Raw genomic sequence first — 14449 nt, 5'->3', positions numbered from 1 at the left:
TTTTGAGTGTAAGTTTCTGGGGCGGCACTGATCAATTTTACATTCTTTGACTCATCCGCCAGCCGCCATCGGGTAAGGTGTGGCTCAAAGGAGGAGACTAAAAATGCGGAAGCTTTTATTTTCCCTGGCACTACTCGCACCGGTGGCCGCCCAGGCGACGGTTTACCAATGTGAGGTGGACGGGCAGATGGTATTTGCTGATCGCCCGTGCGGGGATGATGCCAAAGAGATCACGGTGGATCCCGTCACGGTGGGCGGCCAGTTGGATACCGGCACCAGGACAGCCTATCCGAAATCCAGGTCAAGGACGGTCAGCCGACCAAGGGCGGAGCGGGATTGTCCGTTCATCAACTCCACCGACATGCGGCGCCTGACGATTCAGGGCAAGCTGGCTCGCGGGATGAAGCCGGGGGACGTCCGGCATTCCTGGGGCGGGCCTTCGGTGATCAATACCGGCAAGATGATTCAGTGGGTCTATTACCACGACAACGGGGACAGCAGTTACGTGTACTTTCGAAACGGTTGCGTGACCAGCTGGGATGGGCGCTACATTCAGAAATAGCGCTACTTGATCCCCGGATTCAGCAGGAACACGTCGTCGCCTTTTGCCAGGGCCTGGTCAATGATGCCGGCGCCGGATCCGGATTTGTAGAATAGGCGATACGCTGAGCTGTCCCAGGATGTCGTGCTCAGGTATGTTGACGAATAGAGCCTAAGGTTTCCGTCTTCAAAGGCCACGAAATCAACGATGGAGCTTTGCTCCACATCGAACGAGCGGGCGGGGTTGTCCTCGATGGTTTCGCCACTAAAGCTCCCCTCCCGTCCGGCGCCCCCTTGCTCAGCACCAAGGTCCGCGGCGAATTCCGTTTGTGTGACGGTTTCATCAACAAAATCCACCCGGTCAAGCTCCTGGTTGTTCGAGTACAGGACCGCTGACTCCCTGTCGTGATAGGTGCCTGAGCCCGGGACGCCAATATACCGCAGGTCGTAATCCCCCTCCACTATGGTGCCCCCGCTGCCCTGGAAATCATAATTACGTTCGACTTGCCACAGCACTGCAGTGCCGAACCTGGCATCGATAGCGTCCATAGACCATATCTGCTCCAGTTCATTGGCCGTTATTGTTGATGTGTCGGTTACTGTTGTGCCGGATTCTGTAATGGTTCGGGAGCCAGACTCTGTTCGCGTTGCTGCTGGCAGGGTGGCTATGGTCACGCCGTCCGATGTTGTTATTTTGTCCTGCTGGCTGAACGAAATGGACAGCGAAATACTTTCGGTGCCATCGCCATTATCGGTGTTTAAGTCGCCGGTGTTGTTTTTGGTCGACTCATAATTGTGAGCCCCGGCTTCTATGCGGGCCTCTATCTCAGAGCCGCCCTTGAAGTCGTAGTAAATAGGGATCGTATATGCCGGGAGGGTCCGAATAATCCCTTTCGTTCTGTCCCATTGCGCGTGCACGGGCTCGAACTCGTCATTAGGGTTGCTGTCAGGAAGGGGCGTGTGGGTCGTTGTGTTGTCAAAGTAATCTATAACCTGCCCCACTACGTCGCCCTGGTCATAAACAATTTCCTCGGTGATCGATGACCCGTTCAGCCTGACCGCGATGCGCTGCTGTAGGGTGGGGTACACAGATTCTGGAGCGTCGTAATATTTGACGAACGTGCACACCGCCCGGTCGCCAGATGCGGAGAAATACCAGTCTGTGATCTCGTCCCTGTCGTCTTCAGGGTCGTATTCCGTTATCAGTACCGGAGGCCCGGATGGTCGTCGCGCATCGTCGAGCGGGATGTGGTAGAGCCGACGGAAATCAAATATCCGCAGCCACTCCTGGCCTGATCCGTCTGTCCAGAATGCGGCGCCATGGATATCGGCCCCGCCGATGCCGTGGTCTATTTCACGGCCCTGGTAATAAAGGGCGGATCCGTGGGTCCAGCTGGTTTTCAGCTCCTGGCGAAACCAGTCGGTCCCGACGTTTGGCCCTGGGATCTGCCAGACCCGTCCGGGAGGGGCGTCCCACGACAGCACGCTGCCATCTGCGCCAATCCAGTTGGCGGTGCCGTAGTCCCGGTCTCGGCCCCGGCGGACGGTGAACTGGCCTTCCTCCGGCGTGGCCACCCATGAGGATGCCGCGCCCTCAGTGCCGAGCGGGTAGTTGATCTCTGCGCCTTCCTCGGTCCTGTAGGGCTTGCCGTAGTAGGTGCGATCCGACCCGCCAAAAGGCCACTGCTCGGGATCGAACGAAAGCCGCGCCGGCTGGAAGGTAACGCCCGGGAAGAAGCAGGCCCTGGGCTCCTTCTCGAACCCGACGACCAGGGGGCCGGACTGGGTAAACCTGACAACCACCCGATCTCCCTCTTCAAAGACCTCCCCGTTACAGTCCATGTAATAGATCGGGACGCCTTCCAGCAGCGGCTCCTTGGTAATATCCAGGTCCTGGGCGCTGGAGAACGCATCATCGAGCTGGACGCTGCACATGTCCTGGCTGATGTCGGTTATCTCGCCCACCCGGTAACGGGGGAACCATTTCTGCATGCCGGGCAGGATGGCGGCATTGAACCAGACCTGGGCGCCGGACTGGGCCTCACGGGGCATCAGCATCCCGTCACGGTCCGGCAGGTATTCAGCCATCTCGCCGTGCCCGGGCTGGATAATGACACCGTTGTCGCCCTCGTCGTTGATGTCGATCAGTCCGACGTCACCGGTCAGCTCCTCGCTGTAATCGGCGCACCAGGCGTCGAGTGTTTTGTCTTCAGGGATGGCCTCAAGCTGGCCGCGCCGCTTTTTAAGGGACAGATCTTCGGCGATCAGCTCGTCAACCTTAAAGTCTAGCTGCGCGAGTTCACCGACCAGCGTGATAATGGCCTGCTGGCCTTCTATCACTGACTTTCTCGCTGCGTCGTTGTCGGTGCCATAGAGGTCAATCCATCCATCCAGCTCAGACTCTGCCGCTTTGATCTCGTTGTCTTTTTCGAGTCGGGCCAGCTTTGCCTCAGGCACTGCTATGGCGAGCTCTGCAATCCGTTGATTGATCCTTGCCAGCTCCTGCTGCACCCGCTCAACTGCATATTTCAGTTTGACGGTATACAGCCCCTCGCCCTTGTTATCGACAATCTCGCCCTTGGACATTACGCCTCACCCACCTCGCAGAACTCGTCCCGGTCCGTGGCGTAGTAATTGATGTGGCCGGCCTGGAATGTCTCATTATCCGCCTGAACGGTCATCCCCGGCTGCAGGAACAGGTCAATGTCAGCCCGTACCCGGCGCTTGCCGTTGGTGGTGCTGATGGAGCGGACGCCGGTAAGCGTGCGGGTGCCGGATTTTTCGACAATACCGGACCGGTAGCCCGACATGGTCAGCGTAAACCGGCGGGGGCCACGGTCGTGGCGGAAGGTTTCAAAGCTGCACCGGAGGATCTCCGAGCTTTGCGTGGAGCCGCCAGGCAAGATGTAGCCCTTGCGGATGATGATCTGCCCATTGGATCGGTCGGATATCGCCTCCAGCAGGCCCTGGGATGCCGGGACGATCACCTGCAGATAACTGCTGCGCCCGCCAGCCTGGCTGGTGGCCTGCCAACTGGACACCTGCAGGGATAGGTCGTCGAGGCCGTCCTCTGCGCCGGTGAGGATGCACAGGTATACCTGCTGGAGCTGCGTGGTGGACAGATTGGCCGTCCAGTCCAGATACCCGGTGCCGGACATGTTCAGCCCAATATGCACCGCCATTGACCCGCTCGGGGAGTTCTCGGCAAAGGCGTCAAAATACGGCCCCGGTGTTGCGGCCAGCGCGCCGGAGATAGGCCCCATTTCACCGGGGATCAGCAGCTTATCTTCGGCCTCCTCGACAATATAATTGCCCCCAGAGGTCCGCCACATAATCATGGTGCCATCAGACTTTAGCGCCTGACTCTGGTGGCGGCCTGTAGCGATGTGCACTACATCGTCCAGCCCTTCCGGAGGCTCGTACAACGAGGACGACATATAAACCGTGCCATCCGGCAAGAGGGCCATAAAGCGATCGTAATAACATTCAACACTGACAGCGCCTTGGGCGCCCGGCACGCCGTAGGAGTAGGACCCCCATGGCTGCCACCGGACGACGGATCCGTCATCCTGCGCGACGATAAAGTTTGAATAATAAAAATAAGACAAGCCCTCCCGGCTGGCAGCGGCAATATCAATCACGCCGGTCAGGCTCGTATGCACAGGATTTGACCAGTCACCCCAGGCAACGAGGGTGCCGTCGGACTTGAGCGCCAGGGTCATGCCGTTAACGACGGCCACCTTTATGACGCCCGTCAGCCCGACAGGAGGATCACACTCCCCACGGTCGTTCCGCCCCCAGCAGACAACCGTGCCATCATCCAGAAGTGCAGCCGCGTGATAGACGCCCGCAGCCACCTGAACGGCTGACGTGATCCCGGGCGGGACCGTTGCCTGATCATAGTCTCGGTTGTAATACGGAGTGCCGGCGGCAACCACTTCGCCTTCGAAGGTTATGGCAAGGGCGTAGTCGACGGCGGCGGATACGGTCTTGTACAGGTTATCCGGGAAGTTCAGCGCGGGGGCGTCTTCACCCCAGATAACAATCTGGGCTCGCTCATTTAACCCGATGCCGTAGTCATCGCTGACCGCCATCGAGGGATAGATGGAACCGCTATTGGCCATGTCAGGAGCCTATCTGGATTGTCGCCGACGTGATGGTTACCGGTAGTCCCTGAGCGAAAAGCGAGGACGTCAGCTTGAGCTCTGCACTGCTATCCTCTGGCCCTACTGTAAATATCCCGACAGTGTCGCCGTCTCGGTTGATGATGCGCCCCCAGGTCGCATCCCCTGACGCCAGGGCTGTATTGCTACCGCTGTCGAACTCAAGGGTGACGACGCCACCGGATTCAGTGCCGGCGGTCTGTATCAGTGCAGCCTCGGCCAGCAGGGTTCCGGTGACTGTCTCGGTTGTGGATGCCGGGGCAGGGTCAGAATAAATCTGCAGCTTCGGCAGATCAGCGGTACCGGATGCAATCTCTGTCAGAAGCGTCTGTGCCCACGACGACGCCAAGGATCCTGAAATAATCATTCGCTCAACCTCTTGTCTACAAACAGGGTGATAGATACTTGCCCATCCGGGGCGCTGAACGATTCCGGTGCAGCCAGGAAGCAGCCCTCGGAGAACGAGACCACCAGGCGGCTGTAGGTTTTGAACATGCGCCGGACGTTCTCCATTTCTTCCAGGGTGGCCGGGGTCCACTCAACTGACAGATCGCGGTCGGCATCGGTGAAACCGAAATCGTTTATGGCTGCCTGTCCGTCCAGGGTGGCCGCTCGGCTCACCCGCCGGGTCAGGTTTTGCAGCCCCTCCATGTCCGGGCTGTGAGCGATCACGGTGCCGTTGATATCAAATACGGGTGCGCTTATCGTCAGCATTTATCCGGCTCCCAGTCCGAGCAACATTTCCTCGCCCTCAGCATTCACCCTGACCTGGATCTCCCGCAGGATTTCGAACATAAACGCCTCCAGGTGTGGCTGCAGCCCGGCCCCGTCAACTTTGATCAGTGAATCGCCTTTCCTGAGCGCCTTGGTCTTTTCCTTCATGTTCTGGATCTCGGCTTTCGTCAGGTCCTTCTGCAGCTCGAACGCCTCTTCGCGCATCTTGTTCTCTTTGCGGATCTGTTCCCTGGTTTCGAAGCCGAATTTGTCCCACTCCGGGGCGTCGGATCCGAACAGGCTGGCGATCACGTCGCCCGTGCTGGCAAAGGTGTCGGATATGCTCTCGGCCAGGGCGACCACCTTGGTGGCGTTGGCCTCAACCTCGGCAATATCCAGCGAGACCTTCGCCTCGATCTGGGCGATCCGCTCGTCGCTGGCGATCTCCAGCAACTTGAGCCGGTACTCTTCCGATTCCTCGATGACGTTGCGGGTTTTCTCGGCCGCCTCGTCCATCGCTTTGCCGGACCGGATCACGCCGCCGGAAAAGCTGTTGATCTTGCCGGTGGTTTCGTCGTACTCCAGCTTCAGCGAGCGGTTGTTTTCAGCCAGGTCCACCGTTGCATCAGATACCTCGTGGATCGTGTCGCCATTCATCGCAACGGCGTCACTGAGCCGGCCTAGCGCATTGGTGGACTCCCGCTGGTTTCCATTCAGGGTTTCCAGGGAGTCGTTCATCCCCTCCTGTTCGTTGGCGGCATCAACCAGACTGTCTGCGTAGTTCTGCCACTCGTCCTGCTGCGCCTTGGTAGCGGTGGTGGTCTCGGTCAGGGTCCGGTTAAAGATCTCGTTGATTTCCCGGATGTTCTCCAAGTCTCCGGCGGATCGACGGACCTCTGCTGAGTAGCCCTTCCAGCTGGCTTCAGCCTGGGCGATCTCTGCGGCGTTCAGTTGCTCATACAGCCAGCTGCCGATGGAGGTGCCGAATTTGTCCTCGATGGGCCCGATGATGTACTCATCAATCAGCGTGCCGACACCATAGCCGCCAGCCAGCGCCAGCCCGATCAGCCCGTACTTGCCTGCACCGGCCGCCAGGGTTTTGACTGAATTCAGGTTGCCGATCAGGGCCTTGAAACCCTGGGCCCCCGCCATGGCCGTGAGACCTGTGCCGATAGACTCCAGCCCGCTTGCCAGGCCGCCAACGGCAGGCAGCACGGTGTCGATTGACTTGGCGAGGCCCAGCAGCTGACCGATGCTCTTTTTCGCTTCGCCGTCGAGCTCCTGGAACCGCTCCACGCCTTCACCGATCAGGATGAACAGCGGCTCCAGCCCATCGAGAACCCCCGCAGAGATATTCACCAGGGCGGTGAAGGCGTCCACGACCTTTTGCAGGGCTTCCTGCAGGCCTTCCACCGTAGCCAGGTCGATGTTGCCGAAGATGGCAACGAATAAATCCTCGGCCTCGTCACCCAGGTCGCCGAACGCTTCCAGCAGGTCGGACAAGTCAATCCCGGACAGGGCCTCGGGGAAGTTGCGGGCAATGGTCTGCAGCTTCTCGTCGATGTCCGTTGCCAGCCCGTCGATGCCCTCCAGCAGGGGCGCGAACACGCCGTTATCCAGCTTCAGTTCATCCCCGACAGCACCGAAGATGCCGGTCATGGATTCTACGATGCTGCGGGTTTCATCGGTGACGGTGCCGCCAAATGTAATCAGGGCAGAGTTCAGGTTGTTCTGCAGCGCCTGGGTTAACAGCGACAGGCTGTCGCGCAGCTCGTCAGAAGCGTCTCTGGCGGCGCCGCTGTTGTCCTGCATGGCAGCGAGGTTTTCGGCGAACACCTCCGAGGCGTTGCCGGTCAGTGCCAATACAGGGGTCAGGGCCTCGACAGACGTGAACAGCCGGGCCATCAGCTCGGTATTGCCACCGGTGGCCTCTGATACGTCCTCCAGTACACCGGAGAAGCCCTTGGACTCCAGTGCCGCTGCGTTGAATTCTATGCCCAGCTCATCCGCCAGCTTGGCTGCATCAGACGTCGGTTTGATCAGGTTGCTGATGGCCGCACGAATACCGGTGATCGCCTCGGCAGTCCCGGTACCGGTTTCTGCCGTGATAGTGGCAATGGCCGCAGCCATCTCTTCAAAATCCAGCCCTGCCGCTGCCGCAATCGGTGACAGCCGGCCCATGGCCGCCGCCAGCTCGGGGATAGTGGTCTGGCCCAGTTGGACCGTAGTGAAAAAGTCGTCAGCGTATCCAGCCGCCTCGTCAGCGGACGCGCCATAGGCGTTCAGGGTGGAAACGAGCGCGGTGGTGGTTGCGCCAAGATCCGCCCGGCCAGCCATGGCCAGCTGCTCTGCAGCGGCAATCAGCTGGATTGAGTCTTTGTAGTCCACCCCTGCCGAGATGGCGGCATAGGTGGCACTGGTGATTTCAGACAGGGACTGGCTGGAGCTTTCGGAATACTCCTGCAGTTGGGCCTGGAACTCGCCCAGGTTATCTGCAGGCTGTCCGATCAGGGTGGCAATCTCACCGAACGCCGTGTCGAACTCGTCAGACAGTTTGACCGCATAGCCGGTGACCGCGATAGCAGCGGCAGCCAGTGCAGCATCAAGTTGCAGGATGCTGTCGGTGACGTCCGCCAGCGGGCCGGTGATGTTGCCGACTTTGTTCTGAAGGGCGTCCAGGTTTTTGCCAACAGAGCCTATGGCGGAACCGGTGCGGTCTACCCCGCCGAAGATAATCTCTACCGTTTTCGACTTGTCAGCCATCCGCTACGCCCTACCTTGATGTGCTCTTGTACCACCGCGCCCACAGGGCGATCTCGGTTTCTGTGAGGTAGCCCTCCGGGAACAGGTCGGGCCGGGTTTCGTACAGATACCGGCCCTTTCTGTCGGCCAGCGCTAGGCTGGCTTGGACGTCGCTTTCGCCCCAGAGGGCCGCCGCTTTACCTGGGCGATTTGACCCTTGCCGGTGAGCTCCATGATTTTGTTCGCGATGATGGTGAACTCAATCGGGAACACCTCGGCCAACTTGGCCACGTCCGCCAGCTCCATCTCGGGTTCGATGGTGCCCATGCGGACATGCTCCATGCGCTTGGCCAGGGCGGCAGGTATATCCTGGTGAAAGCCGATGCCGTCCATCAGGGCGGTCACCCGTTCCTGTCCGCTGCCGGCCAGGCGCTCAACCAGATCGGACAACAGCTTGCCCTTGCCGGCTGACTCTTCGGCCTGGGCAATCTCGTGAGCCGTAAGCCCGCGCAGCTTCACCACGCCGTCACCGAACCCGGCTTCCTTCAGGGCGTCCAGCGAGACGTCCGTGTCTCGTGGCTTGAAGTCCGCCTTCCGGAACTTCTCCAGGTCCAGCATTACGCGGTCACCTCAGCGCCATCAGCTTCGGCTGAGACGGTGCAGCTGGCCTGGATCTGGTCGCCAGCCGGGAAGGTTCTGGCGATACCCAGCTTGCCCTGGTCCAGGCGGTAGTTGCTCTGGAAGCGGTTGGGGTAGAAGCGGAACCAGAGGAACTCGTTTTTCAGCTTGACCAGCGGATCGCTGACGCCGTCGTTCAGGTACGCAGTGAACGAGCCCTGACCAAGCGAGGAGCTGGTAGAGGCGATGGTTGCACCGTAGACCTGGGTGGAGCTCACGCTGTGGGAGGTCTCCACCGGCACGTAGTCAGAGCCACGGGGCACGTCGGTGAAGATCGGCTCGGCATAGCTGGCGTAAACGCCCTTGGGCTCGTCACCGGTGTGGATGGCCGGCAGGGCGGCATCGAACACCACAGAGCCGTCGCGGTAATCAATTCGCCAGGTTGGCACGTCATAGCGCTCCTGGTGCACACCCACCACGGTGAAAATCTCGGACGCCTTGACGGGCGCGGCTGTAGCGTTACCCAGTCGCACCTGGCCTAGCTCGATGGAGTCGGCCGGGATCAGGGGAGGGCCGCCAGCACTGCCGCGGGTCTCGCTGAACGAGGTGCCCTCGCTGCCAGCTTCGGCGGTAATTGCGCCAGCGCTGCTGACCACAATGGAGTAAACGATGTGGGTGTCGACGGCTGCCCGGGCGCAGGTCAGGCCGGTCTCTGCGGAGGCCGCCACCTCTTCACCACCGATGTAAGCTGTCAGGGCGGCAACGTCCACGGTGTTGCTACTGCCAGCGGAGGCCGGGGTAATGGCCCCGCCAGTGATCAGGCCGTCAGGACGGATGACCGGCTCAAAGCCAGAGCGCCGCGACCACAGCTCTGCGCCGGACTCGAATGTAGTGGCGTCGCCACTGTCAATCAGGGCATCCATCGCGGAGACGTTCTGCCCACCCTCATATTGGATTTTTGCGTTTTCAGCGTTTGCCATGACTCTATCTCCAGGTGCTGAATGCCCATTTGTGGGCGGTTTCGGTTAACTCTGGTACGGGCTCGTTGCCGAGGTCTCGTACACAATTTCAAAACTGGCCAGAATGGCGATTTCGTTCTGGCCCGGCTCCGGGTAATCAATGGTGGAGTCGGAGTAGTTAATGCTCTGCGCCAGTCCGCCCAGGGTCGGGTCGTTGTTCAGCGCGTCCTCCAGCAAGGCCGCCAGCATTTCGTTGGCCTGCTGACTGGCTCCTTTGGCCCGGTCGAACTCCGCCATGTAGCCGACACTCAGGCCCAGGGTCAGGCTCAGTGCGCCATAGCTGGTGCGGTCTGCCGACTCTGAAAAGTCCCACACCGCCCGTGCCGGCAGGTCGGCATTGCCGTCCAGCTGAATGGTACGGCCTGCACTGATTCGATTAGCGAAGGCCTGGACAACTTGTTCCCGGATGCTGGTCGGCATCAGTACCCCCTCAACACGGCGTCGGTGTTTTTCTCGATCTGCTCGGCCAGGTACACGTTCATCGGCTCGGACAGATCGCCCACCACATCATCAAATACCTGCGACAGGGATGGGCCATACAAAACCTTGATCTTGCCGCCACTGGATCCCGCGCTTGCCCGCCGCCCGACAATCGCAACCCGGCGGCTATTGGGCAGGACCATGTAAAACGGCTTGCCTTTGATCTCGTCGCCACCGGTAACGACCTTGGTACCGGACCCGGCACTGACCTTTACCCGGATGCCACGGGCTGGAACTTTGGGCGGCTTGATCCAGCTGACGTTGCTGCCAGCGATCTGCCGGTCCGTAGAGTAGTGCGACAGCAACAGGCCCCGAACTGGCGTGGCAATGGAGGCGGACAGCTTGTTCTGGCTCGCCTTCCTCAGGGTGAGCCGGCTGCGGACGTAGGCGGCCTTCAGGTTCACCTGTTTGCGGATTTCCTTGCTGCCCTCGGTCCGCGTCTTGGTTGCCGTAGCGTTCAGGCTGCGGGACAGGATTTTAGGCGACTCAGACTGAACGCCGGCCAGCATCAGCCGGACGCTCTTCATGCTGCTCCTGTCGATCTCTACTCTCATTGCAGCAACACCCTGATCATGTGTCCGTCATCGGTGTCCAACTGGTCCACCACGTAAACGTCTCCGCCCTCCAGCGTGATCGTGTGGCCACGCTTGGGACTCGGGATCTCCGCCTTGATTAGGCTGGCCAGATTGCGCCGGGCCGGCATCTGCGTGTCGTAGGCGCTCATGACCTCCACGTTTCTGCTGATCACCACGCGGGTCTCGAACGTGGCGCCCTGGTTGTCCTGGTACTGGCAGTGAGTGCCCAGCCTGTCCTGCAGGGTGGCGTCCATACGCGCAACCATGTCAGCAAACGGGTCCATCAGTTGCGCCCCTCGATCAGCCGGTCGAGCTTGGCGTTAATCGTGCGCAGGTCGGTTTTTAATTCGTCGAACTTCTTCTCGGCCCGACCCTGGTCTTGAAGGCGACCCTGCTGGAGGACGTTAATCGCGCTTTCAGTTAGAGCGATCCGCTCGTCCTGCTTTGCCTGGTCCCGGGATATGGTCACCGTCAGCACGATAATCGTGATGATCACCGCGATGGGGATGCCCTTATCCAGATGCCAGCCTCTGCGATCTGCCACATCCGTCACCGCTGCACCTCGCCAGTCCGCATGATCTCCGACAGCTCAACGGCTCTCACGCCCACCTGGCGAGCCCATTTTGATTTCGTCATCTCCAGTGCGGCCTCCGGCCAGTCCTGGCGGCTGATCGCGGCCCACATGCGCCGGAATCCCATCAGCCCCCGGAACCCAAGGTTAAACGCCATGTTGCAGATCACGGCCTGGCGCACCGGGTCCAGCGCCTGGTATTCGTCCACCGACTCCAGTTGACGCTCAACTGTTGCGATGTCGTTACCGAGCAGGATCTCTGCCTCGTTGCGACTGATACCCACGTCGTCCAGGTTGCGGCCGAATCCAATCGTCAGTTTGCCGACCGTGTCCCGGTACGGGTGCAGGCGTAGCCCCTCGTGGCGCTCTAGCTGGCTGATTAGCAGTTCGCGGTCCATCGTGCCTCTCGACTCGGTGTATTCGCGCCGCACGGGCGACACTTAACATTTACCGATCATTATCAAGGGGGCAGATTTTGTTCGCCTGTCTTGGGGTGGGGAGGGCGCCGTCCGTGGCTATGTCGTGGTGCGGGGGTGATAGAGGGATCGCAAAACCAGGTGCAAATCACGCGGCGTCACCCGCCACGCCTTATAGGGCAGAGATAACACCCCTGCGTGACTCAGGGCCTTGGCCACCAGCTCCGAGCAAAACCACCGATGCGGACTCTGCCAGGTGGTCCGAAACGGCAGCGCAACCAGGGCCATCCAGTCGTATTTTTTGCCCAGTTGGCGTCGGAGAAAGTCACGGGCCGCCGTCTCGTCACCGGGTAGCTCCACCGTCTCCGTCTCGCTGTACCGGTCCGTGTAACCGGCAGCCGGCCACGACTGCACGCCGCGACTCATGGTGGCGTCGTACACGGTATCGCCGATCTCTATTGCCACGTGACTCCAGCGGCTAAACAGGGCCGCCTGCACCAGCAGGGCACCCGGTAGATTCGATCGGCGAAAGTGGACTTTCATAGCGTCGCTGCCAGACGAAACAGGTCATCAAGATCTTCATCTGTCATTCCCATGTTAACGGCCATAGTGACGAGCAAAGCGTTACCTCGCTCAAACTCGTTGGCTTTGTGGAAGTAGTTTTCCGCCAGTAGTTGTTCAACCGGGTCTTGTATCGCGGCAATCGTATCCAGCGCCGTCTGATGCAGGCCACTACGGATCAAGGCTTCGTGCGCCTGTCGCATTGATACCACCATTCGCTCACGCTGCTTTCGCAGCGCCCACTCTTCGTGGGTTTCGACTACTGTTTCGTCTTCGTACATTGGGTCTTCGGCTGTCATCCGGATGCCTCCTGAATGGCGACTGGTTGAGAATAGCGGCGACCGCAGGCAGCGCGTCACCGTGTTTGGCATGATTCGCCCAGCTATGCAGCTCCAGGCGGATATCTGAAAGATCTATATCCCCGGACTCATAAAGCGATTGCCATTGCCTTACTTGTCGACGGAATCGACGCAGACTGGCCTTTCTCAGGCGGCGGCCGTCAGGCCACAAGTGGAAGCCGAGAAAGTCCAGGCCGCGCCCTCCATGGTGAGCGACCGGGAATACGTCTGTTTTGCGATTGGTTGCCAGGTCAAGGTTATCGGAAAGCCATCTCTGGCAATCTATCCTGAGCGCCTGCAGGTGGCGCTTATCATGGTGAACAACGATGCAGTCATCCATGTAGCGAACGTACCACCGTTCGCGTCGGCGGCACTTAATCCAGTCATCGAAGGCGTCGAGATAAAGATTGGCGAAAAGCTGACTGGTCAGATTGCCAATCGGCAGGCCTTTGCCCGGGCTCTCCGGCTCGCTGTAGCTGCGGATGATGTCCTCAATGACCGACATTAGCCGAGCGTCTGCAATGCGCTTTCGCAGCAGGCTTAGCAGTATGTCGTGGTCGATGCTGGCGAAATACTTGCTGATATCCGCTTTCAGAACATAAACCTTGCCATGCTTGCGAAGGCACTGCTGCAGCATTCTTTGGGCTGTCGCTGCGCCGCAGTGCGTGCCTTTCCCTGGTCGGCAGGCATAGCTGTGCCCAATAAACCGGCGCTCCCAGATCGGCTCGATAGCGCCGACGATGGCGTGCTGGACCACCCGGTCTCGAAAGAGCTTCAGGGCAGTTATCTTTCGGCGCTTGGGCTCGGTGACATAGAAGCTACGGTAAGGCCCTGTCTGATACTTCCCCCAGATCAGCTCGTTCTGGAGCTGGATCAGATTACCCTCCAGATCCTGCTCAAAGTGCCGGCAAGGCCAGCTTTTCCGCTTCCCCTTCCTGGCGCGGAGGTACGCTCCATAAAGAGATTCGAAGGTGATAATTTCTTCGAAGAGTCCGTTGTAGGTTTTTGCCATTACATTTCCTGTTAAGGCAAGAGTTGCAGGCCTCTCCTTGCCGGATACTACGCGCAACTCTCTGAGTATTTTTCGGCTCCTGCCGTGGATCTGGCGTCCTTTCAGATCGGCACTGGGAGCCGGGCCGTAGCCCGGCAACTTCTGGCCGTCCGAGATCTGAGAGCGGGGGCGAAACCCGATGTTCGTGTTCGAATTCGTGCGAACGTTGTTGAGGTTCAGCGCACCAAGGCCGGCATTGCCGCCATTGTTGCGATTGCCGCCACGGATCGGGAGCCACTTAACGCCAGAGCCTTCCATTTATCGTCCTTGCCCTTTTGAGGCAGACTGCCTCCTGGAGGCTTCCTGCTTCATCCATTGCATCCATTTGCCGAGGTATCTGCCAATCTCGTCGTTGTGCCTGGACCAGACCTCATATTGCTTGAATGGCAGAAAGCCCAGCTCTTTGCCGAGCCGAACGAGTGAGCGCAGCAAATCCAGCTCACTATCCAGGTCCTGCATAGTGGTCTTTTTGAAGTAGCGACGGTTGCAAACAATGACCAGGCGCAGAATGCGGTACATGCACTGCCGGATTTCTGCAGACAGCACATGCTTTTCCGACTTTGGAAACTGCCGCAAAGCGGCATATCCGTAATAGATCATCTCCTCCACCTTTAGCCTGATTTGCAAGTCTTCCTGATTCATTTATTTCCTTACGCCCTGC

17 protein-coding genes are annotated in these 14449 nt (G+C 59.5%); 1 reads left to right on the top strand and 16 read right to left on the bottom strand.

Annotation, left to right across the window (positions count from 1 at the left end):
- Positions 1 to 103 precede the first annotated feature (103 nt).
- The gene (locus MLC59_RS02180; protein ID WP_248230472.1) at positions 104 to 562 is read left to right on the top strand and encodes a DUF4124 domain-containing protein; all 459 of its coding nucleotides are present in this window, start codon (positions 104 to 106) and stop codon (positions 560 to 562) included.
- Positions 563 to 564: 2 nt separating this feature from the next.
- On the opposite strand, the gene MLC59_RS02175 is transcribed toward MLC59_RS02180, so the two are convergent.
- The 16 genes from MLC59_RS02175 to avd all read right to left on the bottom strand — a co-directional run bounded on the left by MLC59_RS02175 (position 565) and on the right by avd (position 14430).
- A complete protein-coding gene (locus tag MLC59_RS02175; protein ID WP_248230470.1) occupies positions 565 to 3126 on the bottom strand; it encodes a hypothetical protein in 2562 nt (853 codons plus the stop codon).
- The gene (locus MLC59_RS02170; protein WP_248230469.1) at positions 3126 to 4664 is read right to left on the bottom strand and encodes an RCC1 domain-containing protein; all 1539 of its coding nucleotides are present in this window, start codon (positions 4662 to 4664) and stop codon (positions 3126 to 3128) included. Before MLC59_RS02170 ends, MLC59_RS02175 begins: the two co-directional genes overlap by 1 nt.
- A gap of 1 nt (position 4665) precedes the next feature.
- Positions 4666 to 5070, bottom strand: coding sequence for a hypothetical protein (locus MLC59_RS02165; RefSeq protein WP_248230468.1), 405 nt, complete (start codon positions 5068 to 5070; stop codon positions 4666 to 4668).
- Positions 5067 to 5417 carry a hypothetical protein gene (locus tag MLC59_RS02160; RefSeq protein ID WP_248230466.1) on the bottom strand — a complete coding sequence of 117 codons (351 nt, stop codon included), beginning with the start codon at positions 5415 to 5417 and terminating at the stop codon, positions 5067 to 5069. Before MLC59_RS02160 ends, MLC59_RS02165 begins: the two co-directional genes overlap by 4 nt.
- Positions 5418 to 8180, bottom strand: coding sequence for a phage tail tape measure protein (locus MLC59_RS02155; protein ID WP_248230465.1), 2763 nt, complete (start codon positions 8178 to 8180; stop codon positions 5418 to 5420).
- Positions 8181 to 8312: 132 nt separating this feature from the next.
- Positions 8313 to 8777, bottom strand: a complete 465-nt coding sequence (locus tag MLC59_RS02150; protein WP_248230464.1) for a hypothetical protein — start codon at positions 8775 to 8777, stop codon at positions 8313 to 8315.
- Positions 8777 to 9757 (bottom strand): hypothetical protein, encoded by a 981-nt coding sequence (locus MLC59_RS02145; RefSeq protein WP_248230463.1) that lies wholly within the window; start codon positions 9755 to 9757, stop codon positions 8777 to 8779. Before MLC59_RS02145 ends, MLC59_RS02150 begins: the two co-directional genes overlap by 1 nt.
- Before the next feature lie 45 nt (positions 9758 to 9802).
- Positions 9803 to 10216, bottom strand: coding sequence for a hypothetical protein (locus MLC59_RS02140; protein WP_248230460.1), 414 nt, complete (start codon positions 10214 to 10216; stop codon positions 9803 to 9805).
- Positions 10216 to 10803 carry a phage tail protein gene (locus MLC59_RS02135; protein ID WP_248230458.1) on the bottom strand — a complete coding sequence of 196 codons (588 nt, stop codon included), beginning with the start codon at positions 10801 to 10803 and terminating at the stop codon, positions 10216 to 10218. The genes MLC59_RS02140 and MLC59_RS02135 overlap by 1 nt, the downstream gene beginning before the upstream one ends.
- Positions 10804 to 10826: 23 nt before the next feature.
- A complete protein-coding gene (locus MLC59_RS02130; RefSeq protein WP_248230456.1) occupies positions 10827 to 11135 on the bottom strand; it encodes a head-tail joining protein in 309 nt (102 codons plus the stop codon).
- Complete coding sequence (locus MLC59_RS02125) at positions 11135 to 11395, bottom strand: hypothetical protein (RefSeq protein ID WP_248230453.1); 261 nt, start codon at positions 11393 to 11395, stop codon at positions 11135 to 11137. Before MLC59_RS02125 ends, MLC59_RS02130 begins: the two co-directional genes overlap by 1 nt.
- 5 nt (positions 11396 to 11400) lie before the next feature.
- The gene (locus MLC59_RS02120) at positions 11401 to 11820 is read right to left on the bottom strand and encodes a glycoside hydrolase family protein (protein WP_248230452.1); all 420 of its coding nucleotides are present in this window, start codon (positions 11818 to 11820) and stop codon (positions 11401 to 11403) included.
- Positions 11821 to 11937: 117 nt separating this feature from the next.
- Positions 11938 to 12381 (bottom strand): C40 family peptidase, encoded by a 444-nt coding sequence (locus tag MLC59_RS02115; protein ID WP_248230449.1) that lies wholly within the window; start codon positions 12379 to 12381, stop codon positions 11938 to 11940.
- Entirely contained in the window at positions 12378 to 12602 is a 225-nt protein-coding gene (locus tag MLC59_RS02110) for a hypothetical protein (RefSeq protein WP_248230448.1), read from the bottom strand. The genes MLC59_RS02115 and MLC59_RS02110 overlap by 4 nt, the downstream gene beginning before the upstream one ends.
- A gap of 16 nt (positions 12603 to 12618) precedes the next feature.
- Positions 12619 to 14046: a reverse transcriptase/maturase family protein gene (locus MLC59_RS02105; protein ID WP_248230447.1), complete on the bottom strand. Its 1428-nt coding sequence runs from the start codon at positions 14044 to 14046 to the stop codon at positions 12619 to 12621.
- Positions 14047 to 14430: a diversity-generating retroelement protein Avd gene (gene avd, locus MLC59_RS02100; protein WP_248230445.1), complete on the bottom strand. Its 384-nt coding sequence runs from the start codon at positions 14428 to 14430 to the stop codon at positions 14047 to 14049. It lies immediately after the preceding gene.
- Between the last annotated feature and the right edge of the window lie 19 nt (positions 14431 to 14449).

The organism is Marinobacter bryozoorum (genome assembly GCF_023156245.1).
Taxonomy (GTDB): domain Bacteria; phylum Pseudomonadota; class Gammaproteobacteria; order Pseudomonadales; family Oleiphilaceae; genus Marinobacter; species Marinobacter bryozoorum.
This window is presented reverse-complemented; position numbering and strand designations above follow the sequence as displayed.

Bases quoted from the DNA above. Each gene is read 5' to 3' on its own strand.
- MLC59_RS02180 (WP_248230472.1), top strand. From the start codon at position 104: ATGCGGAAGCTTTTATTTTCCCTGGCACTACTCGCACCGGTGGCCGCC.
- MLC59_RS02175 (WP_248230470.1), bottom strand. From the start codon at position 3,126: ATGTCCAAGGGCGAGATTGTCGATAACAAGGGCGAGGGGCTGTATACC.
- MLC59_RS02170 (WP_248230469.1), bottom strand. From the start codon at position 4,664: ATGGCCAATAGCGGTTCCATCTATCCCTCGATGGCGGTCAGCGATGAC.
- MLC59_RS02165 (WP_248230468.1), bottom strand. From the start codon at position 5,070: ATGATTATTTCAGGATCCTTGGCGTCGTCGTGGGCACAGACGCTTCTG.
- MLC59_RS02160 (WP_248230466.1), bottom strand. From the start codon at position 5,417: ATGCTGACGATAAGCGCACCCGTATTTGATATCAACGGCACCGTGATC.
- MLC59_RS02155 (WP_248230465.1), bottom strand. From the start codon at position 8,180: ATGGCTGACAAGTCGAAAACGGTAGAGATTATCTTCGGCGGGGTAGAC.
- MLC59_RS02150 (WP_248230464.1), bottom strand. From the start codon at position 8,777: ATGCTGGACCTGGAGAAGTTCCGGAAGGCGGACTTCAAGCCACGAGAC.
- MLC59_RS02145 (WP_248230463.1), bottom strand. From the start codon at position 9,757: ATGGCAAACGCTGAAAACGCAAAAATCCAATATGAGGGTGGGCAGAAC.
- MLC59_RS02140 (WP_248230460.1), bottom strand. From the start codon at position 10,216: ATGCCGACCAGCATCCGGGAACAAGTTGTCCAGGCCTTCGCTAATCGA.
- MLC59_RS02135 (WP_248230458.1), bottom strand. From the start codon at position 10,803: ATGAAGAGCGTCCGGCTGATGCTGGCCGGCGTTCAGTCTGAGTCGCCT.
- MLC59_RS02130 (WP_248230456.1), bottom strand. From the start codon at position 11,135: ATGGACCCGTTTGCTGACATGGTTGCGCGTATGGACGCCACCCTGCAG.
- MLC59_RS02120 (WP_248230452.1), bottom strand. From the start codon at position 11,820: ATGGACCGCGAACTGCTAATCAGCCAGCTAGAGCGCCACGAGGGGCTA.
- MLC59_RS02115 (WP_248230449.1), bottom strand. From the start codon at position 12,381: ATGAAAGTCCACTTTCGCCGATCGAATCTACCGGGTGCCCTGCTGGTG.
- MLC59_RS02110 (WP_248230448.1), bottom strand. From the start codon at position 12,602: ATGCGACAGGCGCACGAAGCCTTGATCCGTAGTGGCCTGCATCAGACG.
- MLC59_RS02105 (WP_248230447.1), bottom strand. From the start codon at position 14,046: ATGGAAGGCTCTGGCGTTAAGTGGCTCCCGATCCGTGGCGGCAATCGC.
- avd (WP_248230445.1), bottom strand. From the start codon at position 14,430: ATGAATCAGGAAGACTTGCAAATCAGGCTAAAGGTGGAGGAGATGATC.